The 22375-nt window shown below is 64.1% G+C and carries 17 protein-coding genes, 1 tRNA gene and 1 pseudogene; 7 read left to right on the forward strand and 12 right to left on the reverse strand.

All coding sequences use genetic code 11. From position 1 onward, the window contains the following. Positions 1–6: 6 nt before the first annotated feature. On the forward strand, positions 7–4608 hold the full coding sequence (locus CDV44_RS15065; protein ID WP_087688692.1) for a dermonecrotic toxin domain-containing protein: 4602 nt from the start codon (positions 7–9) through the stop codon (positions 4606–4608). A gap of 76 nt (positions 4609–4684) precedes the next feature. On the opposite strand, the gene cobA is transcribed toward CDV44_RS15065, so the two are convergent. The 5 genes from cobA to CDV44_RS15090 form a co-directional block, all read right to left on the reverse strand. Next, positions 4685–5476, reverse strand: a complete 792-nt coding sequence (gene cobA, locus CDV44_RS15070; protein WP_087688693.1) for a uroporphyrinogen-III C-methyltransferase — start codon at positions 5474–5476, stop codon at positions 4685–4687. Positions 5477–5589: 113 nt separating this feature from the next. Next, positions 5590–6891, reverse strand: a complete 1302-nt coding sequence (locus CDV44_RS15075; RefSeq protein ID WP_087688694.1) for a sulfate adenylyltransferase subunit 1 — start codon at positions 6889–6891, stop codon at positions 5590–5592. Between the two features lie 148 nt (positions 6892–7039). Beyond that, entirely contained in the window at positions 7040–7987 is a 948-nt protein-coding gene (gene cysD, locus CDV44_RS15080; RefSeq protein ID WP_058375508.1) for a sulfate adenylyltransferase subunit CysD, read from the reverse strand. A 114-nt stretch (positions 7988–8101) separates the two neighbouring features. After that, positions 8102–8914 (reverse strand): phosphoadenylyl-sulfate reductase, encoded by an 813-nt coding sequence (locus CDV44_RS15085; protein ID WP_087688695.1) that lies wholly within the window; start codon positions 8912–8914, stop codon positions 8102–8104. A gap of 30 nt (positions 8915–8944) precedes the next feature. Continuing rightward, a complete protein-coding gene (locus CDV44_RS15090) occupies positions 8945–9721 on the reverse strand; it encodes a sulfite exporter TauE/SafE family protein (protein ID WP_087688696.1) in 777 nt (258 codons plus the stop codon). Between the two features lie 132 nt (positions 9722–9853). Between CDV44_RS15090 and CDV44_RS15095 the strand changes: the two genes are divergently transcribed. From CDV44_RS15095 to CDV44_RS15110, 4 genes are all read left to right on the forward strand, one after another. Then, a complete protein-coding gene (locus CDV44_RS15095) occupies positions 9854–10795 on the forward strand; it encodes a CysB family HTH-type transcriptional regulator (protein ID WP_058375510.1) in 942 nt (313 codons plus the stop codon). 165 nt (positions 10796–10960) lie between these two features. Continuing rightward, positions 10961–12130 (forward strand): ABC transporter substrate-binding protein, encoded by a 1170-nt coding sequence (locus CDV44_RS15100; protein WP_058375511.1) that lies wholly within the window; start codon positions 10961–10963, stop codon positions 12128–12130. 7 nt (positions 12131–12137) lie between these two features. Next, positions 12138–13022, forward strand: coding sequence for an NAD(P)-dependent oxidoreductase (locus tag CDV44_RS15105; protein ID WP_087688697.1), 885 nt, complete (start codon positions 12138–12140; stop codon positions 13020–13022). A gap of 169 nt (positions 13023–13191) precedes the next feature. Then, positions 13192–13276, forward strand: a tRNA-Leu gene (locus CDV44_RS15110). 152 nt (positions 13277–13428) lie between these two features. Here CDV44_RS15110 and CDV44_RS15115 read toward each other — a convergent pair. From CDV44_RS15115 to CDV44_RS15130, 4 genes are all read right to left on the reverse strand, one after another. Next, positions 13429–13755 carry a hypothetical protein gene (locus tag CDV44_RS15115; protein WP_087688698.1) on the reverse strand — a complete coding sequence of 109 codons (327 nt, stop codon included), beginning with the start codon at positions 13753–13755 and terminating at the stop codon, positions 13429–13431. Positions 13756–13940: 185 nt separating this feature from the next. Next, the gene (locus CDV44_RS15120; RefSeq protein WP_170935993.1) at positions 13941–14504 is read right to left on the reverse strand and encodes a coiled-coil domain-containing protein; all 564 of its coding nucleotides are present in this window, start codon (positions 14502–14504) and stop codon (positions 13941–13943) included. A 238-nt stretch (positions 14505–14742) separates the two neighbouring features. Continuing rightward, positions 14743–15870 (reverse strand): ArsO family NAD(P)H-dependent flavin-containing monooxygenase, encoded by a 1128-nt coding sequence (locus CDV44_RS15125; RefSeq protein ID WP_249277555.1) that lies wholly within the window; start codon positions 15868–15870, stop codon positions 14743–14745. Then, entirely contained in the window at positions 15867–16754 is an 888-nt protein-coding gene (locus tag CDV44_RS15130) for a helix-turn-helix domain-containing protein (RefSeq protein ID WP_249277556.1), read from the reverse strand. The genes CDV44_RS15125 and CDV44_RS15130 overlap by 4 nt, the downstream gene beginning before the upstream one ends. 116 nt (positions 16755–16870) lie before the next feature. Between CDV44_RS15130 and CDV44_RS15135 the strand changes: the two genes are divergently transcribed. Beyond that, positions 16871–18265 (forward strand): NAD(P)/FAD-dependent oxidoreductase, encoded by a 1395-nt coding sequence (locus tag CDV44_RS15135; RefSeq protein ID WP_170935994.1) that lies wholly within the window; start codon positions 16871–16873, stop codon positions 18263–18265. Positions 18266–18333: 68 nt separating this feature from the next. Then, the gene (locus CDV44_RS15140; protein ID WP_087688701.1) at positions 18334–19197 is read left to right on the forward strand and encodes an NmrA family NAD(P)-binding protein; all 864 of its coding nucleotides are present in this window, start codon (positions 18334–18336) and stop codon (positions 19195–19197) included. Between the two features lie 40 nt (positions 19198–19237). Here the strand turns inward: CDV44_RS15140 and CDV44_RS15145 are convergent, their stop codons facing one another. From CDV44_RS15145 to CDV44_RS28745, 3 genes and pseudogenes are all read right to left on the reverse strand, one after another. Next, positions 19238–20080 carry a S9 family peptidase gene (locus CDV44_RS15145; RefSeq protein WP_087688702.1) on the reverse strand — a complete coding sequence of 281 codons (843 nt, stop codon included), beginning with the start codon at positions 20078–20080 and terminating at the stop codon, positions 19238–19240. Between the two features lie 11 nt (positions 20081–20091). Next, complete coding sequence (locus CDV44_RS28740) at positions 20092–21252, reverse strand: glycosyl transferase family 8 (protein WP_371328769.1); 1161 nt, start codon at positions 21250–21252, stop codon at positions 20092–20094. 303 nt (positions 21253–21555) lie between these two features. Then, positions 21556–22269 (reverse strand): annotated as a pseudogene (locus tag CDV44_RS28745) (tetratricopeptide repeat protein); the annotation flags it as partial. Between the last annotated feature and the right edge of the window lie 106 nt (positions 22270–22375).

Genomic DNA, 22375 nt, shown 5'->3' on the forward strand with positions numbered 1-22375 from the left:
CCCCTTATGCCAGGCATCATCACCGACTTGCGCGCCGTACCGGGTGCCATGCCGAAACCCGCGATCAATCCGCCCCGGCACACGCCCAACAACGCGTTCCTGCAACTCTCCGAAGCGGCGCGCGAGATGCTCGATATACCGCACGATCTCGCAGCCGCACTCGGCTTCACCCTGCATGTCATCGAGTCGAGACTGTCGCAGAGCGAACTCGACCAGTTGATCAGAAACGATCTCCCCGACATCGCTCAAGTCCTCGCCGCGAACGAAGACCTCGCCCCGCTCATTCTCGATAGCCTGACGAAGGCATTGAGTCTGCGCCGCCCGTCGGAGAGCGTGCGAGACGTTATGCAACGTGCCGTATCGACAAGCGCCTTGCGCGACCTGCAACGCTCCGTTTCGCGGGCAGAGGCCGGCGACTTGGCGCATACCCTCCCCGCAGACCAGTGGCGCGCGCAGGTCACGCAATGGCTTCGCCTTCTGCACGAGGCGGCGGTACGCTTTCGCTGGGCCGGCTCCGGCCACGATCCGAAGGCACGCCACGGCCATTCGTCCGAATCGGCATTCCCCGCAGCACAACCGCTCCCCTCCGCGCCGCGCCCGCCGAACTTCCGGGACGCTGGGGTCATGGGCTTCGTGCTTTGGTGGTTGTACGCCACACAGACGGCTACCGCGCTGGCAAGCCGGGCGGCATCCGGAACCACGCGTTCAGCGCATCTCGTCGATGCCGCTTCTCCGTTCGCCGAGCCGTCCGGTAACGGCACCCTCACGCGTCTGGCCGACGCGGTGCTGGCCTACCGTTCAGGGCAGTACGCGCCCGGCGTGCCAGATCAGGCATCCGATGTCATCCCGTTTCGGGACAACGTCGCGCATGTGAACGATCTGCGTGCGCGACGTAGCGCCGAGCAAGCATCGGTATCCAGCACGGCAACGCAAGCCGGGCAATTCGCCGAGGCACCGTCAACACCGGCCGTCGTTCCCGCGCCGCGCCCGGAAAGCGACGGCATCGCATCGTCCGCGACGTTTCACGAGGAAGTGGCGGCGTTCATTGGATTGCTGCGAAATCGCACCATGGAGCACAGGACGGCTTTCCGGCTGACGCAAAACACGGTGAACCTCACGCGAATCGTCGAGACCAGTTTCACGCGACGACTGACCAGTGCAGCATCCCCGGACAAAACCGCCCCCACGCTCGACAACGTGTTCCTTTACCAATTCGACACGTTCGACTTCCCTAACCCGTCGCCTGCCTACGACATCGCACACCTGCAACGCTCACGGCCGCATCCGCCGACGCCCATCGTGGCGGCGGCAATGCGCATCGTCAGCGGCGAGACATCGATCCGGATCGAGAACTACGGCGTCTATGCCGGCAGGCTGCAAACGGACCGCAAGTATCTGGCCGGCGAGCAAGTGCCGGGACTGCCGATCGACACGCTCCTCAGGGCACTCACCGAATGGAAATGGCTGGGACAACAAGACGCGTCGAGCCCCGAAGCGCAGGCCTTTCTGGAGAAACTCGATGCGTCCCAGCGTCACATGGCCCGCGACGACCTTCAGTTGTCCTACGCCGCCGGACAGCTATCGGCGGACGCTGTCGTCCTCGGCCAGATCGTTCTGGACACCCCCGTCTACGCCAGTCAGGGACCGCTCGAGTACGTGCGCACCTACACCGTGCACCCCACCGGCTCGGGCGTATCGGATGCGCTGCCGATCGCTGCCATGTTCGCGGCCACCGAACACGAAGACGACGGACGCGCATTGCTATATCTCGCTGGCGACGCCCACCCTTGGCGGGAATACGCGAACCTCTCGGCGTTGCAGGCGGACTTCGCGTCGGCAACATCCGGCCTGACCGGCGCCGTACGGGCTCGTCTGCCGCTGCGCGTGACATCGCCGGCCCGATCGACGCCACCAGACGCTCAGCACGCCCCGCGCAACGACACAGGCTTCCACTTGAAGCCCACCGCGGCTGACCCGCTGGTCGTGGCGCGGGCCGCTTCTCTCACCGTCGTCCTCGACGACATTGCCTTCGACGTGACACGGGCCACCGCCCCCGCACGGGCGGGTGACCACGCCGCGTGGTTTGCGGGCGCGACGCCGCATGCCCGCTATCAATCACTACAGTCAGGCGCCTCACCGGGGACGAGCCTCCCCCCGGGCGCACGGCCGACCGCCCGCGTGATTGCGTTGCCGGAAGACATCGAGTCGTCCATCGAATCGCTGCTCGATCTGCGCGCACAAGTCTCGATGTTGTTGCCCGATGAGCGGCGCATTGCGCGAGCCGCCGCGCGAGATGCGCTCAAGGCACTCGACGCCGAGGCGCTAGACCCCGATCTCATCCGGCTGGAGATCTGCACGCAAACGCCGTCACCTCCCGGCACCTCATCCGGCAACGCGACCACCATCACCTCGATGAGTCTGACCAACGCCGTTCTCGAAGCGGTCAGCGGCAGGCCACCCGTTCCGCTCGCAGGACAGGTCATGCGACTTGCGCGGGTGGCACGCTCCCCCAACGCCCCGGCCGGACAAGCGACTTCGACGCCTCCCCTGCCTGACGCGAACGCCTTCATGCGCCGCGTTCCCTTCGACCATTTTCAGGAGAATTACCGGAACGCACTTGAGGATTTCATTGCCGCGCGGCACGGGTCGTTGCGTCAGGTGCTCAGGGCAAGCTTCGGTATCGATGCGCTCTCGCTGGCGTTGCAACAGAAGCTCGACCCAGCCCAAGTCGCCCTCGCCCAAGCCGTGGCCGAAGACTCGCAGCGCGGCGACAACCGCATCCCCATCGGGGTCGCACCGCCCACGCGATATTCGCGCGAGTGGATCAGTCTCGGCGGCGTACCGACGCGGCTAATGCTCTTCACGGACGCGCAAACGCACAAGGTGCTGATGTACGCCCCCGGCACGGGAAACGGTGAGATCACGGGCTTCGACAGCCGGGCTGCCACGCAGGCGTGGCTGACGGAGCAAGCACGCAGCCCCGATGGCAGACGCCGTCTCCTGTCTTTGCTTCAACCGCATCGAAAACGCGAGGCCACCGCGAGACTGGAAGCGTTTGCCGCCGGTGCTTCAACCACGGACACGCTGGCCGATACCGTTGGCACACCTGTCGACGGCGATACCTTTCAGGTGGTCGCCGACCGGATGTTGAATCATTCGAGCGCGTATCTCAACGCGACGCTGACCACCGGCAATTCGGGGGAATCGGTGGTCGGCGTAGCGCGCGCGATCCGGTGGATAGACATGACGATGGGGCTGGGCACCTGGGCCGCCGATATCGTCCGCCCGGCGTCGATTTCCGCGAGCATCTCGGACGGCATGATCGGCGCGCTTCTGGCCGCGTTCGGCGATGAAAATACCCGCCCTGAGGGCTGGAAATCGCTGGCCACCGCCATTGGCAGCCAAGGCATCTCTGCGCTGCGGCTTCAGATACTCAGCCGTCTGCCCGGCGGCGCCAAGTATCACTTTTTCGTCGACGGCCCGTTGGATGGCGTGAACGGGGTCATTGACGGGCTGTACTACGTCGACGGTGAATTCATCGCGCATGTCGACGAATTCACCTATGCCCATCTCACCTTCGATTTCGGTGCGGGCGAGTTCCGGCTGTGGCATCCCGAGACCAACGAGTTGGGACCTTACATGCAACTGGACACCATCGGCGGGTGGCGCGTGATACCGCAGCCCGAAGTCGGGGCAAGTTCGTCCCTCAACGAACCCCATCTGGCGTACGAAATCGATCAGGCCTACGGGGCACGCCTCGAAGCCGTGCGCAACGAGGCGACGCTTGCCGAACGCAAGGTCTTCAGAAACGCGAAGAACGAGGCCTATATGCGGGGGACCCGGCCCATCGGAGAGCGCGCGCCCGCCACGTATCACATGCTGCTCTTCATCGCGCCGGACATCTCCGATTACGCCGCGCTGGGTGAGATTGCCGGCGAAGTCGAAAACGCCTTGGCCGCGGAGGCGTCCAGTGAGCTGGTGTCAGATATCGAGACCGAAGCGGCCGCTGCGGGGGCCGTCGTCACACGCGTGACCGAGATTCCCGGGGTGCCGGCCGGCACGCTCCACAACGGCATGGTGCGCGCGATGGCGGTGGCGGTACGCGATGGGGAAGAAGGGACGCTATTGGCCCATCAGAGCGAGTTCGCGATGGCGCCCGAGGCACCGGCGACGCAGCAATACGTGGACCAGATGCAAAGTCTGGGGGCGAGCGAGTACGCCGGTAATGCCATCCACTCGGGCGCCGACAGCGTGCGCACCTTCAGCATCGACAATCTCGGCGCGGCACTCGATGGCAAAGCGAACATCGAGCGCATCTACGAGATGACGACCCCGCATCACATCATGCTGTTTGGACGCCGGGTCATCAGAATGCGCACCGAGTATTTCTTCTTCGACCCGGCGACGGGCATCGTCGTCCATCCCGACAAGTCCGTTGTACTCGAGACCACAATCCGGCACCTCAAGCGCATGAGCGCAACCTACGGCGCGTTCAGGTTTCCGGGCGGCCCTGCGGTCATGATGCGGCGCGTCGATGTCGCCCAACTGACGCACGTGCCGATCGCCGAGGGGCGCAGCGTGCAGGATCTCTTCCGTCTGACGCAGTAAGGTCTTGTTCGCGGCAGGACAGGGCTCGGTGCGTGGGGCTCCGGGACGTGCCGTTGCTTTGTTATGCCGCGAAAGGTCAGGCGGCCAACGATGCGTCGGCGTGCATCGCAGGCGAGGACGTCGACACCTGCGCCTGCGCAAACGCCTCGCCGATCAGCAGCACGCTCGGCTGCGTGCTGTCGAACCAGCTTGCCGCGACACCGCGCGAGATATCGTCCAACGTCATGACGACGCTGCGCTCCCGGGGTGTGGTCGCGGCTTCGACAATGGCCACGGGCGTTGCAGCCGGCTTACCAGCAGCGATCAGTTCGCCGGCGATGCGTTGGGCCGCATCGCGGCCCATGTAGTAGACCAGCGAATCGGCCGACGCTTGTGCGGTAATCTCAGCCGATTCCGGCGCCCGGCTCTGCGTGGCAAAAGCCACACTGCGGGCAACGCCGCGCAGCGTCAGCGAGCTCTTCAGCGTGGCAGCACTGGCGAGCGCCGCCGTAATACCCGGCACGACTTCCACCGCAATACCGGCGGCCTCCAGTGCGCGCAACTCTTCGTCGGCGCGCCCGAACAGCATCGGGTCGCCGCCCTTCAGGCGCACCACGAGCGCATGCGTGCGCGCGTTGTCGATCAACTGCTTGTTGATGAAGTGCTGTGCGCTGGAATGCTTGCCGCAACGCTTGCCCACGGCAATCAATTTCGCCTGCGGGCAAAGCGCGAGCATTTCCGGCTCGACCAGTGCGTCGTGAAGCACCACGTCAGCCTGCGCGAGCAAGCGTGCGCCGCGCACCGTAATCAGGTCTGCGGCACCGGGGCCGGCACCGACCAGATAGACCTTGCCCGGAAGTGCGCCAGATTGCGAAGAAGTCACCGTCATGTTGCAGCCGTCGTCGTGAGGAGTGAGCGCCGGCCCCTTCGAGAGGGAGCCGTGCGCCGTGAAAAGCCGATGAGTACCTGTGATTGACGCGTGATCGACGCGTGGCAAACCGGTTATGCCGCCAGCGAGCGGATCATGCCGGCGGCGACCGTGTGATGCGTCGCCTCGTCGATCAGCACGAACGCGCCCGTGGCCGGGTTGGCGTCATACGTATCGGCGGCGAGCGGCTTTTGCAGGCTCAACTGCACGCGGCCGATGTCGTTCATCGCGAGCGTGGTCTTGTCCGTGCCATGCAGCAGCGTCGTCACGTCGAGCACCGTATCCACGCTGCCGACCTTCACATACACCGAGCTGGTCGCTTGCTTGAGCACGTACTTGCGCTGCGGCGCCAACGCGTCTTCATCGAACCAGCACACATCGGCAGACAGCTTGCGCGACGGTTGCAGGGCCGACTCAGCCGTGACAAATGTGTCGCCGCGCGAGACATCCACATCCTCCGCCAGACGAATCGTCACGCACTGGCCGGCAAACGCTTCTTCGAGCAGACCGCGCGGGCCGACGATTTCGGCGACCGTCGCATCGCGCCCGGCGGGCAGTACGCGCAGCGCTTGACCGACGCGCACCGAACCCGATTCCACACGGCCCATGTAGCCCCGGAAGTCATCGGCGTGCGAGCCGTCCTGACGTGCCACCAATTGCACCGGGAAGCGCAGTTCGCGGCCCGTTTGGGCGACCGGCAGCGATTCGAGTACGTCGAGCAGCGGCTCGTCCTGATACCAGGGCATACGCTCGCTGGCCAGCACGATGTTGTCGCCCTTGAGCGCCGACACCGGCACGAAGCGAACGTCTTGCAGGCCGAGGCGGTGGGCCAGTTCCAGATAGGCGGCGCGAATCGCGTCGAACGTAGCTTCGCTGTAATCGACCAGATCCATCTTGTTGATGGCAACGATCACGTGTTGCAGGCCCAGCAGCTTGACGATGGCACTGTGACGCTTCGTCTGTGCGAGCAACTCGGTCCTGCCATCGACTTCGGTCACGCGTGTTGCATCGACCAGAATGATCGCCGCGTGAGCCGTCGACGCCCCGGTAACCATGTTGCGCGTGTATTGCTCGTGGCCCGGCGTGTCCGCGATGATGAACTTGCGGCGTGCCGTCGTGAAGTAGCGGTACGCCACGTCAATGGTGATGCCCTGCTCGCGCTCGGCTTCGAGGCCGTCGGTGAGCAGCGAGAAGTCGATATCTTCGCCGGCGGTGCGCTTGTGCTTGGCACGCGCGAGGGCCGAGAGCTGATCCGTCAGCACGGCCTTGCTGTCGTACAGCAGGCGGCCGATCAGCGTGCTCTTGCCGTCGTCGACGCTGCCTGCCGTGATGAAACGCAGCACGCCGAGATCTTCTTGGTGAGGGGTGAGGCTCATGGTCAAATCCACTCGAATCCGTGGCCCCGGCGCTTGCGCGCAATCTGCTGCGCGCGCCGGCGGGCCGTTATTTCCGTTAGCTCAAAAAGCCGGGGTGTCCTGTCGTTCGACGATCACTCGTAGCTCGTGATGTCTGGCGTCATGCGACTTAGAAGTAACCCTGTTTCTTGCGCTGCTCCATCGCTGCCTCGGACGCTTGATCGTCCATGCGCGTGGCGCCGCGCTCGGTGATATCGGTCACGGCCGTCTCGGCGATGATTTCCACCGGGCTGGCGGCGACGCTGGCCACCGGGCACGTGCAGCTGATGTCGCCGACCGTGCGAAAACGCACCGACGCCAACTCGCTCGATTCATCGTCCTGCTTCGGCGTAAGCGGCGTCACCGGCACCAGCAAGCCGTTGCGGCGCACGATCTCGCGCTCATGCGCGTAATAGATCGACGGCAGATCGAGATTCTCGCGAGCGATGTATTGCCACACGTCGAGTTCGGTCCAGTTCGAAATCGGGAACACACGCAGGTGCTCGCCGTTGTGCAGACGCGCGTTGAACAGATGCCACAGTTCCGGGCGCTGCGCCTTCGGGTCCCACTGGCCGAATTCGTCGCGGAACGAGAAGATGCGCTCTTTCGCACGGGCCTTCTCTTCGTCGCGGCGCGCGCCGCCGATCATCGCGTCGAAGCCGTGTTCGGCAATCGTCTCGAGCAGCGTGACGGCCTGCGCGGCGTTGCGCGAATCGGTTTCACGACGCAGACGCACCGTGCCGCGCTGGATCGAATCTTCCACGTGACCGACGATCAGTTCGGCGCCGAGTGCCTTGGCATGACGGTCGCGGAACTCGATGACTTCCGGGTAGTTATGGCCGGTGTCGATGTGCACGAGCGGGAACGGCAGCACCGTCTTGCGGTTCGGGCCAAGACCGAAGGCCTTGAGCGCGAGGTGCAGCACCACGACAGAATCCTTGCCGCCCGAGAACAGCAGCGCGGGTTTGCGGCACTCGGCCACCACTTCGCGCAGGATGTACATCGATTCCGCTTCCAGCCAGTCCAGATGATCCATCCGCGCGCCGCTGGCCTGCGCGACTTCGTGCATCGCACCCATAGTGTTCCCTTCCTTGACGATTCCGTGATTCGTTTTGCTTCGATGCGTCGCTCGCGGCCTATTCGTGAAGCGCGGCGTCGCATCGCATGGTGTTGTTGGTCTGTCGCGTGCGCGTCAGTTCGACTGCACCGAGACCGGGATCTTGCTCAGGTTGCCCGCGTGCAGCCCGCATTCCTTGCTGTCGCGCGACTCCCACCACCAGCGGCCCGCCCGGCTGTCTTCACCGGGGCGGATCGCGCGGGTACACGGTTCACACCCGATGCTCGGGTAGCCGCGCGCGTGCAGCGGGTTGACCGGCACATCTCGCGCGGTGAGGTACGCCCACACCTGCGCTTCCGTCCAGTCGAACAACGGGTTGTACTTGGCGATACCGCGTGCCTCGTCTTGCTCGGCGAATGCCAGCTCGCCACGCGTCACCGACTGCTCGCGACGCTGGCCCGTGAGCCATGCGTCGGCATCGGCCAACGCACGGCCGAGCGGCTCGACCTTGCGAATCTGGCAGCAGGCCTTGCGCAGGTCCACGCTTTCATAGAACGCGTTAGCGCCGTGCTCGCTGACGTATTGCGCTACCGCGTCGGGCTGCGGCGTGTACTGCACCACGTCGTAGCCGTAGCGCGCCTTGATCTTGTCGATCATGCCCACGGTCTCGTCGTGCAGACGGCCGGTGTTGAGCGAGAAGATCGTGATCGGCAGTTGCTGGCGCAGAATGACGTGCGTAATCAGCATGTCTTCGGCGGCCAGACTGCTCGCAAACTTCACGTTGCGATGCAGCGAGGCGATGCGCGCCAGGCGCTCGGCCAGCACGGCCTCCATGTCATCGAGCAGTGCCGCGTCCAACTGTTCGGCGTGCGCGACGGTCGACGGCACGGCAGCCGGGGAAGCGGGCGATGCAGACACCGCCGGCTGCCAACGGGATTCGTTTCGCATGTCGCGAACTCCTTGTTTTATGTGGGGGTGTCAGCCGACCAGCTTGACTGCCGCGAGCGTGAGCGTGGCCGCCAGCGCCCCGCGCACGATGCGCTCGGGCAAATGACGGGTGAGCTTCGCGCCCAGCCAGATTCCTGGCAGCGAGCCGATCAACAAACTGCCGAGCAGTGCCCAGTGCACCGTCTCAAGCCAGATATGGCCCAGCGCCGCAATCGCCGTGAGCGGCACCGCGTAGGCGATATCCGTACCGGCGACTTCTGCCGGTTCCAACTGGGGATACAGCATCAGGATCAGCGTCGCGCCAACTGCGCCGGCGCCAATCGAGGAAATCGTCACGAGCACGCCGATGACCGCGCCCACGAGGACCGTGGCAATCGTCTGCGTGCGGCCCGTCAGTTGCCAGTTCGGGTGCGCCCGCAGTGCCGCCAGCAACTTGGCGCGGAACAGGAGCGAGAGCACCGTGAGCAGCACCGAGGCGGCAATCGTCAGTTTGATGACGTGCAAGGCACTGTCATCGATGCCGCCAAGGCGTTTCAACCCGAGAATGGTCACCAGCGCCGCCGGCAGCGCGCCGAGCGTGAGGCGTCGCACGATATGCCACTTCACGTGGCCGTGCGAGCGGTGTGCGACCGTGCCGAAACTCTTGGTGACGGCGGCAAACGCCAGATCGGTGCCCACGGCTACCGGCGCCGAGTAACCCAGCAGCAGCGTCAGCAGTGGCGTCATCAGCGAGCCGCCGCCCACCCCGGTCAGGCCGACCAGCAGGCCGACGCCAAATCCGGAAATGGGTTCGAGCCACAACGACATGTATGACGTTCCTGATGGGTCTAAATGACTGAAAGGAATAACGTTATCGAAACAGTGGCACCCACTGTAATGAAAACGCTATATACTTCAAACGAATTAAAAATTGTTTGTATATTTTCTAAAGTTATACAAATGAACCTGCACCAGTTCCGTTTTGTGCGCGAGGCCGTTCGTCAGAACTTCAATCTGACGGAAGCGGCCAAGGCGCTGTTCACCTCCCAGCCTGGGGTTTCAAAGGCGATCATCGAGCTAGAAGAAGAGCTGGGTGTCGACATCTTTGCCCGTCATGGCAAGCGCGTCCGTAACCTGACGGAGCCGGGGCGCATCATTTTCGAGTCCATCGAGCGGATCTTGCTCGAGGTCGAGAGCCTCAAGCGCATCGGCAAGGACTACGCCGCACAGGATCAGGGCAACCTGACCATTGCGACGACCCACACGCAGGCGCGATATTCGCTGCCGCACGCGGTGGCCGAGTTCAAGCGTCGTTACCCAAAGGTGCGTCTGTCGATCCTGCAAGGCAGTCCGACGCAGATCGCCGAGATGGTGCTGCACGATCAGGCCGATCTGGCCATCGCGACGGAAGCCATCGCGGGTTATAAAGATCTGGTCTCGCTGCCGTGCTATCAGTGGCAGCACGTGGCCGTGGTGCCGCCTGACCATCCGCTGTTGCAGCTGTCGTCGGTTGGCATCGAAGATCTGGCGAAGTACCCGCTGATCACTTACGACCCTCAGTTCGCCGGGCGCGCCAAGATCGATCAGGCGTTTGCGCTGCGCCATGTGCAGCCGGACATCGTGCTCGAAGCCATCGACGCGGACGTCATCAAGACTTACGTGGAGCTGGGGCTAGGCGTGGGCATTCTGGCGGGCGTGGCGTTCGACCCCGAGCGCGATCGCAATCTCCGCGCGCTTCAGGTCGGCCATCTGTTCGGCACGAACGTCACGCGTGTGGCGCTCAAGCAAGGCGCTTACCTGCGCGGCTATGTGTATACGATGGTCGAGCTGCTGTCGCCGATTCTCACGCGCAAGCTGGTCGAACAGGCCTTGCGCGGCGAGCACGAAAGCTACGAGCTCTGACGTCGCGGGTCAGCCCCGTTCAGGCCATCCCCCTCCCGATCATGAGGCGCTGCTATCCATTAGCAGCGCCTTTGTTTTATGTGGCTCGCAAGCCGGTCTTTTGACAGCGTTTGCGCGGCTCGCAGCGTACGGTATCCTTGCGTGATTCGACCAAAAGGAGACCCCATGCGCTCACCCCTTCGCGGTATTCGCCTGTCGGGCGTGTTACTCGCCATGACCCTGACGGGTGTGGTGACGGCAGCACACGCCGACATTACCGTCGGCATCGATCTGTCATCCACCGGTCCGGCTGCGGCCATCGGTATTGCCAGCAAGAACGCCATGCAGTTGTGGCCCGACGAGATCGGGGGGCAGAAGGCGCATTACATCTTCCTGGACGATGGCTCCGACCCTGGCACCGCGGTGAAGAATGCCCGCAAGCTCATGAGCGAGAACAAGGTCGACGTCATCGTTGGCCCGAACATCACGCCGAGCGCCTTGGCGATGCTCGATCCGATCTCGGAAGCCAGCACGCCGATGATCACGCTCATCGGGTCGGCCGTGGCGGTTGAGCCGCAGGATGCCAAGCGCCGCTGGGCGTTCAAGATGGCGGCCAACGATTCGGCCATGGCCGACGTGATGACGCGCTATATGGCAAACCACGGCATCAAGACCGTTGGTTTCATTGGCTTTGCCGATGCTTACGGCGAGAGCTGGTGGAAAGAGTTCTCGAAGTTTGCCGAGTTGCGCAAGCTGAAGATCGTGGCGCAGGAGCGATTCAATCGCACGGACACAAGCGTGACCGGGCAGGTACTCAAGGTCATGGCGGCCAAGCCCGACGCGATTCTCGTGGCTGGCTCGGGCACGCCTGCGGCACTGCCGCAGCGCACGCTGCAAGAGCGCGGGTATGCCGGGAAGATTTATCAGACGCACGGCATCGCGACCTATGACTTCGTGCGCGTAGGCGGCAAGGATGTCGAAGGCACGCTGTTCCCGACGCAACCGGGGGTTGTCGCCAAGACGCTGCCCGCTGGGCATCCGGCACGTACCGCGGCGCTGGCGTTCACGAAGAAGTACGAAACGAAGTACGGCGTGGATACGGTGACGCAGTTTGCTGCCGATGCTTATGGCGTGTGGGACTTGCTCAACGATGCGGTGCCTCGCGCAGTCAAGACGGCGCAGCCCGGCACGCCGGCATTCCGTGCGGCGTTGCGCGATGCGCTCGAATCGACGCACAACCTGGCGATCCCCAACGGCATCATGAATCTGAGCCCTGCCGACCACGTCGGTCTGGACCAGCGTGCTGGCGTGATGGGTCAGATCAAGAACGGCAAGTTCGTGTACGTCTCGGATTGATCGCGGCATGACGACATACACCATTGCATTTATCGGTCTGGGCGCGATGGGCGGCCAGATGGTGCGTCATTTGATGGCGGCGGGTCACAAGTTGCACGTCTACGCGCGGCGCCCGGAAGCTGCGGCCGCGTACGTTGAGAATGGCGCACGGGCGTTTTCGAGCCCTGCGCAGGCAGCGGCGGAAGCCGACTTCGTGATCACCAACGTGACCACCACGCACGACGTCGAGCAGGTTCTGCTTGGCGATGACGGCGTGATTCATGGTGCACGGCCCGGCACGATCTGCATCGACCACAGCACGATCTCGGCGGAGGCCACCCGTCGTATGGCGGTGCGTCTGGCACGCGAGGGCATTCAGTTGGTGGATGCGCCGGTGTCGGGCGGGCCGTCGCGGGCAGCGGACGCGTCGTTGTCGATCATGGTCGGTGCGCCGCGCGAGGCGTTCGAGAAAGTGAAGCCGTTGCTGGCGACGCTGGGCACGACGATCACGCATGTTGGCGACACGGGGGCGGGTCAGGTGGCGAAGGCCTGCAACCAGATCGTTCAGGTGATCAATATCCAGGGGATTGCCGAGGCGATGTTGTTTGCGGCGCGTAACGGCGTGGATCAGGACAAGGTCATCGAGGCGATTTCGCAGGGTTTGGCGGGTAGCCGCATGCTGGACATGATGGGGCCGAAGATGGCGCACCGGGACTTCTCGGCGGGCATCGAGGCGCGCCTGCACGACAAGGACTTCTCGATGATTCTGGACGCCGTGGCGGACGCGGGGCTGGCGTTGCCTGCGCTGTCACTGGTGAAGGGACAGTTGTCGACGCTGATGGAAAACGGCTGGGGGCACGACGACACGTCGTCGTTGCTGCGCGTGCTGGAAGGCCAGCAAAAGCTGCATTGAGCATGACGAACGCCGGGTCTGGGGGACGAAATATCCGGCCCGGCGTTTGATATTGTCGATGGGCTTGTGGGCATCGAAAAATTCGGTCATAATCTCGCCTTCGTCCGGTAGCCGAACAGGCCAACAAGACGAGTATCACGCTGCGACACCGTTCGGTGAACGCACACCTGCCCAGGTGGTGAAATTGGTAGACGCAGGGGACTCAAAATCCCCCGCCGCAAGGCGTGCCGGTTCGATTCCGGCCCTGGGCACCACTCCTGCCGGTTCTGGCAAATATTCCGAATCATCTTTCAGATTCTCTGGCTTTGCTATTGATCTGTTCGTGCCTTCCCGCTTCAAACAAAAAAACGGCCCACCTGAAATGGCGAGCCGTAATCCGTACTGACGCTGTCGCTTATTCCATCGCCTATCCCATCACTGTCGGCGACATACCCGGCCCGGGCGAATGCAGTACCCGACTCGGACTGATCAACTTCGCTGACACGACGGCGGCCTGCGCAAAGGTATCGAAGTAAATCGCGTGCTCGGCGTTCTTCACATGGGCACGCCGGATTTCCTGCTCCGGTTCACTCCATGCATAGCCGAGAAATTTGCCGTGGTTCAGAAACCAGACGACGTAGCCCTCTCTTGGGAGCGCCTGAGGCACCGGATGCGGCTTTGCCGCCCCGGCGCGCTTGCCTTTGCCTCGCTTGCGCTTCGGAGGTTGCGTGTCATCATCTTTCGCGTCACTCATCGATCGCTCCTTGAACAGAAGTTGCCATACCAAAGTGGGGGCACTTCCATCATCGCAGCGAGGAGGGCACTTGAGTTTCAGTAACTTCCGAATCACGTGACACAGCGCGTTGACATTCGATAAGCGCCGGTCCTTTTCCCATGCTGTCCCACGCTTTACGCGGGATTTCCCGAGGCATCGACCAATTAGCCACTTCTCGATATGAAGTGGGTAGCAGCGACCAACGCCGTGCAAACCGTGATCAACGTACCGATCAACCGCCACATTAGCGCCCCCATCGACTGATGCATCTCGATGCGCAATCCGTTGATTTCGGAGAACACCGTTTGGCGTAGCTCGCGGACTTCCTCCTTGACACTGCCAATCTCGCCTCGGAGCATGGAGACCTCGCCGCCGATCTCTTGTCGGACTTTGGCAAACTCACCGCTTATCTCCTGCCGGACCTTGGTGAATTCACCACTCATCTCCTGCCGGACCTTGCCAAACCCGTCACTCATCTCCTGCCGGACCTTGCCAAACCCGTCACCCATCTCCTGCCGGACCTTGGCAAACTCACCGCTCATCTCCTGCCGGACCTTGGCAAACTCACCGCTCATTTCCTGCCGGACCTTGCCAAACTCCAGATTCACTTTCGCGAATCCCTGATGCATTTCGGAGCGCAGCGTGCCCACCTCGCGCGCCAGGTCTTCCTTGGTCGCAAGCGTCGGCAAGACCGCTTCGATTTTCGTTACGCGTTCGTGAAGTCTCATGCTGTCGTTCCTGTCGTGACTGTCGGCGTCGCCGATACCTGCGCGCGCTTGGCGCGGGACTAATTTCCGGAGTGTTCCCATCTCTACCTGCACCTTCCGCCGTGCCGACACGTCTGAAACGTCTCGTCACGGCAGGTTGAATACGGAGTGCAGCACCTGTTATTTCGCGAAAAAACGCGGACATTTACCAAACTCTCCGCGCCGCCCTCGCATCCATCGGGCACTGCATGGAATCACTCTATCCCGCCACCCCACCCCGCTGGTTCTGCGTAGTCCGCGCAGCCCCTTGCGCCAGACATGCCACGACGTCCTGTACCGTCGCACGCGCACTGCGCATCACACCGATGAGCGTTGCCGACGCGTAGCCCGTCCACTCGCCATAGCCGACCAACCACAGACGCGGCTCGTCAATCGCTCGCGTGCCCTCAACGAGAATCCGCCCGTCGTCATCGGTAAGACCCAAGCCCGCCAAGTGCCCCAGCGCCGGACGAAACCCCGTACACCAGATCACCGCGTCCACCTGCGTATGCGTGCCATCCGTCCACACGACGCCATCGTCGACAAAACGCTCGAAGGGTCGCACCGCCTTCAACACACCACGCTCACGCGCCTCTCGTACCGGCGGCACCATCACGATGCGTCCCAGTCCACTGTCCGGAAATGGATCAGGCAACCCACGCTGTCTGGCTTGCCATCGTGCCGTCGCCTGCTCGAAAAGCACGCGCCCGTCGACATCGTCCGGAAGATACTCAGGCCGCGCCAGCGTGACCCACGTTGCATCGCACGTCGATGACAACTCTGCGAAAATCTGCGCCCCTGAATTCCCGCCACCGATCACAAGCACACGCGCACCACGCAAATCGCCGACATCGCGGTAGTCGGCCGAGTGCCATTGCCGTCCGCGAAACAACGCGTGCCCCGGGTACGCCGGGATATACGGTGAACGCCACGACCCAGTCGCGCTAATCACGGTCTTGGCCAACCAAGCGCCTCGGTCCGTTTCCACTCGCAACACGCTCCCGCCCGGTTCACGAACGACGCGCTCCACCCGTACCGGCCGCTCAACAGGCACGGCGTAGCGCGCCTCATACGCGCGCAAGTACGCCACCACCTCATCGCGCGACGGATAGTGCCGCTCGCCACCGGGCATCGGCCACCCCGGCAGAGAACTCCACTGCGCCGGCGAGAAAAGTCGCAGCGACGGCCACGCGCGCTGCCACGCCCCTCCCGCTTCAGGCTGATCGTCGAGCAACACATGATCGACTTGCCACCGCCGCAGGAAATACGCCGTTGCCAACGCCGATTGCCCGCCACCGATCACCAACGTATCGACGGTCCTCACGGACGGCTCCCCCATGCGGCTCATGCGTCATCTCCCTCGCTCACGTGCACACGTGGCCCCACCTGCTTGAAATAGCGGCCCGGCGACTCGCCGAACGCCCGCCGGAACATGGCAATGAAATTGCTCGGGGTGGAATATCCCAACGAATCGGCAATCGTGCTGACCGGCTCGCCTCTGGCCAGATGTTCCAGCGCATTCACCAGCCGCGCCTGCTGTCGCCATTGCGTGAATCCCATGCCGGTCTCCGCAACGAACAGACGCCGTGCGGTGCGCGACGACACCCCCGCATGCTGCGCCAGCGCCTCAAGCGACGCCTGCCCGCCAAGGTCTTCCAGCACGGCACGCGCGATCCGCGACACACGGGCATCGATCGGCATCGGCAAGCTCAGCGGCTCCGCCGGTGCCCGCTCGATTTCATCGACCAGCACCTGCGCCAGACGCAATTCGTCCTCGGTCAGTTCGTCGCGCGCCGCCCACGTCACCGCTCGCTTGACCAGCGCCGCCAGCAGTTCTGAAACCCCGACCACACGTGGCGTCACCGGCAGGCGCTCGCCGGCCGAAGGTGCCACCAGCACGATCCACCCGCTCACCACACCGATAAATGCCACGCGGTGCGTCATACCCGGCGGAATCCAGCCCGCGCGGTACGGGGGCAACAACCATGACCCGTGGGGCGTATGCACATGCACCAACCCCGAGTGGATACAGAACAGCTGGCCGCGCACATGCGAATGCCAGTCGAGCTCCCGCGTGCCCATCCTGAAGAGACTCCGCTCGTGGTCATGGCCGCCGAACGCCCAGATGGGCGGTCCGTCGAGCCGGTCGTTAGGCTTGTACCGCGCAAAGGGAGAGTCAGAGAACGAGATCAGCACCTCGTCCGTATTCATGGGCGTTCGGTCGGCGGTCATGAGTTTGTCCGATTCTCATTATTGAATGACCAAACGATGTTATCAGGTCAATCACCGTCGCGCAGACAATGATCGCAGTGCAACAACCGACCGCCCGAGGGGGGTCACCGAAAATCATGTCTGCCTTGCATGTCACCATCATCGGCGCCGGCCTTGGCGGCCTGTGTCTCGCGCAGGGGCTGCGGCGTGCCGGAATCCCGTTCGACGTCTTCGAGCGCGACAGCGCCCCCGCCGCCCGCTTTCAGGGCTACCGTCTGCGTATCGATGCCAACGGTTTCGACGCCATCGACCAATGCCTCCCGGACGGACAAGCACAGCGCTTGCGCCAGCACGCCGCCGTGGCACGAAACGGCGGCCATTTCGTCACGCCCGCACTGGACGATGCGGACGTCGTTCTGCCGCCGAGCTGGCACGAGTCACATACCGAGTCGCCCACCGAGCCAGCGGTTGTGCGCCACCCTGCCCCTCAACAGCGCCGAAACATTGCACGCGCCAAGACCCATGACGGTGCCCCGCCCGGCGATCTGAGCATGCACCGCCAGACATTGCGCGAGATTCTGCTCGACGGCATTCTCGATCACGTGCATTTCGGCAAGACCTTCACGCACACCACACGCACTGCCGACGGGCAACGCGTCGCGCATTTCGAGGACGGTACGTGCAGCGTTCCGGGCCTCGTCGTTGCCGCCGACGGCACCCACTCGCGCGTGCGTGAGCACCTGTTGCCGGGCATGACGCCGCGCGACACCGGCAACGTCTGCTTCTACGGCCTCACCCCCGTGTCGACGGCGTTGCTCGTGCTCATGGACAGCCACGGTGAAGCGACGTTGATGGAAGGCAGCACCGTCGTGTTTGCCGATGGTTTCGCCGTCGTGGTCGATGCCATGCTGTTCCGTCGCGAATCGGGCACTGGCATGTACGCGACGCCTAACCTGCAAAACGATGGCACGAACGACAGCGCCGACGACGCAGCCCGCATGCCGCTCTCGCCGGTCTCTGACTATCTGTACTGGGCGTTCATCGGTCCGTCGCAAGCGCTGCTCGGGCGCGAAGGGATGGCGGCCGAAGCCTCCGGCCTCGTGCCGCTCGCCCACATCGACACGCTCACGCGCCGCTGGCACCCGCACCTGCGGTCGCTCTTTGCGCACGCAGTGCCCGACACCGTGCGCACCATGCCGGTACGCAGCACGGCAAGCCCGCTGCCGTGGCAACTCGACGGTGTGACAGGACTGGGGGATGCCGTACACACCATGAGCCCAGCCGGTGGTCTCGGCGCCAACACGGCGCTTAGCGATGCCGCCATGCTGACCCGCCATCTGCAAGCTGTCGCCGCCGGAGAGCAGCCGCTCGCGCAGGCCCTCACCGCTTACGAGCGAGATATGTGCGAGCGCGCACGCGAAGCCGTGAGACTCGCGGACGCCGCCGCCGCGATGCTCAATGCACGCCGCGCAGCCCCGCACGAAGCCGCGCCGACAAGCGCGTCGACCAGCGCCGACGCGGTCCACCTGTAGGCCTCCTGTGAAGCGTCGACGCTCCCGTGGTACTTTTACGGCAACGACATTGCGCGCGAGGATTGGCCATGTACACCGTAATGGGTATCACGGGGCGAGTGGGCGGCGTTATCGGGCACGATCTGCTCAAGGCGGGTCTGCCGCTGCGGGCCATCGTCCAGGACCCCGTCAAATCGAGCCGATGGGCGACGCTGGGCGGCGAGATTGCCGTGGCCGAGAACGGCGATGTCGAAGCGCTGACCAACGCCTTCCGTGGCAGCGAGGCCGTGTTCGTGATGTTGCCACCCAACGCCGATCCCGAGCCGGACTTCTCGCACGCACGGCATCTGATCGACGCCGTCCGGCAGGCGCTCGCCGCTACGCGCCCGAAGCGGGTCGTATGTCTTTCGAGCATCGGTGCCGATTGCGACGCGCCGAGCCTGCTGACGGCGTTGAGCATGTTCGAGACGGCGATGATCTCGCTCTCGCTGCCGGTCACGTTTCTGCGTCCGGCGTGGCTGATGGAGAATTTTTCGTGGGATATCGCGCCAGCGCGCGAGCGTGGTGTACTGCCGAGTTATCTACAACCGGTCGAGCGCGCCATTCCGATGGTCTCGACGAGCGACGTCGGCCACGTGGCCGCGCGTGCCATGCAAGACGACATCGATGGCGAACGCGTGCTTGAGATCGAGGGGCCGGAGCGCTATTCGCCGGACGACATCGCCGCAGCGTTAGCCCGCGCACTAGTGCGAGACGTACACGCCGAAGCGGTACCGCGCGCAGCGTGGGACCCCCTCTTTCGCGCCCAAGGCATGCGCAACCCGCTGCCACGCATTCAGATGCTCGACGGCTTCAACGACGGCACGTTCCGCTTTGCTGACGATGGCCGTCATGCCGTGCGCGGCGACGTCACGCTCGTCGAAGCCATTGCCGCGCTGGTGCGCGAAAGCTGAACCAGCATCTGAATCTGCACCATCTGCACCATCTGCACCGCTAGCGATTCTCGCGGCATACCGGCGCCACGGCGAGCAACGCGGGCCATTGCTGCGCCCACTCGCCATCGTGGGCCACACCGCTCACCACGCGGGTGCTCACGCAACGGCCGCCCACAGCGGCAGCAAATCGCGTGGCCACAGACGGTGGCACAACAGTGTCTTGTGCACTACTGAAATGCACCTGCGGCATCGCAACCACTTGCGCGGCGACATCCATCGGATTGCGCGACGCCGGCATCGGCGACACACGATGCAACTGGTTCACATACTCCACATCGAGGTTACCGGCCACCGTGCGCAGTGATGCCACGTCGCGACGGCGCGCCGCAATCAATACCGCAATCGCACCGCCTCCCGAGTAGCCAATCAACTCGATACGCTGCCCCGGCACCTGCGCGGCAATACGATCGACCGCCTCGTTCATGGCATCGATCACTTCCGGAGAAAATCGCTTGCCGGTCCAGTACGGAACACCGCATCGCGGGTTCTGCGCCATAGGCGTGAACTGACACGGGCGCGCCAGATACACCACGTTAGGCGACGGATCCACGGCGGCGAGCGCCAGCCCGGTCGCGGCAACGGGCGTCGGGTCGAGCGACGGCTCGGTGCGTGAGAGCCACGCCAGTCCGTCGCCCTCGATATAAATGCGCACCGGCGCATCGGCGTGCGCAATACGGGCGAAAGCAGTCAGCACGAAGTCCCGGGTCTGCAACGTCTCGCGATGCAGACCGGCGGGCTCAGCAAGCGCTTCGGCGTGTTCGTCGCGATCGAGACTGGAGCAGCCCGACATCAGCAATATCGCGCCAAGACTCAAGCCCGCGATATACCGAATGGCGGCCATCGCAGACCACGTCACTTCGCAACCTCGCCGCGCTCGGCCACCCAACGAGTCAGATCCGCCGCCGCACGTTCGATCACCGGCTGCCATGCCGAGCGCGCAGGTTGCCTCAGCAAGCGCATGCCCGGATACCATGGCGTGTCGTCACGATCGAGCAGCCAGCGCCAGTCCGGTACGAACGGCAGCAACACCCACACCGGCCGTCCCATCGCCCCGGCCAGATGCACCGGCGACGAGTCGACAGAAATCAGCAGATCGGCCAAATGCAGAATGGCCGCAGTATCTTCGAAGTCGCGAATCTCATCGCTCAGCGACACGATCGACATGCCATCCGGTGGCGTATCGGCTTGCGGTGCCGCCGGCCCTTTCTGAATCGACAGGAACGTCGCGCCCGACGCCCCTAATGGCGCCAGTTGATCGAGATGCACCGACCGATTGCAGTCGTTCACATGCTCGGGCCGACCGGCCCAGACCAGCGCGACCCACGGCTTGGGCACATCGGCAAGGCGCGCCTGCCAATGCGCAATGCGCGCCGGGTCGGCGCTGAGATAAGGCAGTTGCCCCGGCAAGTCATCCAGCTTGAGCCCCATCGCCATGGGCAAGCTCATCAACTCGCAATGCTGATCGAACACGACCGGCAGCGTGCCGCGCGCGACGATATCGTCCTCACCCCACATGCGCTTTGCGATGGAGAACGTTTCCTGATTGACCTCGAAGATCACGCGCGCCTGACTGCGCCCACGCGCCCATCGGGCCATGCGCATGAACTGAAACGTATCGCCGTAACCCTGTTCGTCGTGAATCAGCAGCGTCTGCCCGGGAATGGGCTGGCCGTCCCAGCGCGGGCGTTGCACCTTGCGCTCGATCGACTGGGTATGCTCCAGACTGTAGCGATAGCGATACTCGCGCCAACCGCGCTCGAAGTCGCCAAGCAGCAGCAACGCCTCGGCGAGATCGAAGCGATTGGCCAGATCTCCTGGCACTTGTTGTGCAAGCATGGCGAGCACGTCACACCCGGCCTGCGCCTTGCCCTGCGCCCGCAGCACCATCGCCAGCAGGCGCCACATCGACATCGGGGCAACACCCTGTGAGACGACCTCGCTCAACAACGCTTCGGCGGCGGCGAAGTCCTGTTCACGCACCAGCGCCAGCGCCCGTTCGTGAATCGCCACCACGTCCGAGCGCTCTTGATCGGTATTCGGTGTCGCGTGGCGCGGATCGTTTGCCTGCGCGCCCGCCTGAGTAGCCTGAGGCACTGTGCGCGACACGTCAGCGTCGGCTTGCCCGCCAGCACGTTTGTCGACTTCCGCCTGAATCGCGGCCAGCACCGCACGCGCGTCCGCACTCTCTGGTTGCAACGCTACGGCTTCGCGTGCGCTTGCCAGCGCGTCGTCCCAGCGACCGACCAGACCCATAATTCGGGCGCGTGCGCCGAGCGTGGACGGATGCCGTTCGGCAAACGCGCTCATCACCTCGACAATCTGCAACGCCCCTGCCACATTCCCGCGCGACAGCTCCACGTCGGCGAGATTGCGATAGGCGTCCACAAACTGGGGATCGATCTCGATTGCCCGGCGAGCCAGCACGGCCGCTTCGTCAAATCGTTTCGTGGCACTCAATAGCGCCGCCAGATTGCTATGCGTGTCGGCACGCTGCGGCGCCAGTTCTAGGGCGCGACGATAGTGTGCCTCTGCGGCTTCGGCACGTCCGAGCAATCGCGCCGTGTTGCCGAGATTGTTCTGTGCATCGGCCGATGCCGGTTGTAGTTCGCTCACACGCAGCAGGCACGTCATGCTCTGTTCGAGCTCGCCCGCTTCCTGCAACACGATGCCGAGATTGTTCCATCCGGCAGCGAATGCCGGATCGATCGTCACCGCCTGCCGCCCGGCTGCCTTGGCTTCCTCCAGACGTCCTGCCTGACGGCACATCTCCGCAAGATCGGACCAGAACGCCGCGGGCGCATCCGGCGCGTCGCAGGCCTTTTTCAGGTGGTCGATCGCCATCTCGCGCTTGCCATAGGCATGCGCCATCAGCGCCAGCAGGTAGTGCGCGTCAGGCTGACCGGGGTCGACCTCCAGCACCCGGCGGCAGAGCGTCTCGGCCTGCGCGGCCTGTCCGGCCTGCCAATGCGACTGCGCCAGTGCGATAGCCTGAGCGAAGGTAAGTGTGCCGGGAGCGGGAGCGGAGGACATCGGGGAACGGGGTGTCGTGCTGAAGGGGAGGAGGAACCGGCGATGAGGGACTGCGCAATACTTCCACGGCGGTCGCAGCCATGTCAAATGGTGCGACCGCCGTGTG

The sequence above is a fragment of the Pandoraea sp. PE-S2R-1 genome (assembly GCF_002179865.1).
Lineage (GTDB): Bacteria > Pseudomonadota > Gammaproteobacteria > Burkholderiales > Burkholderiaceae > Pandoraea.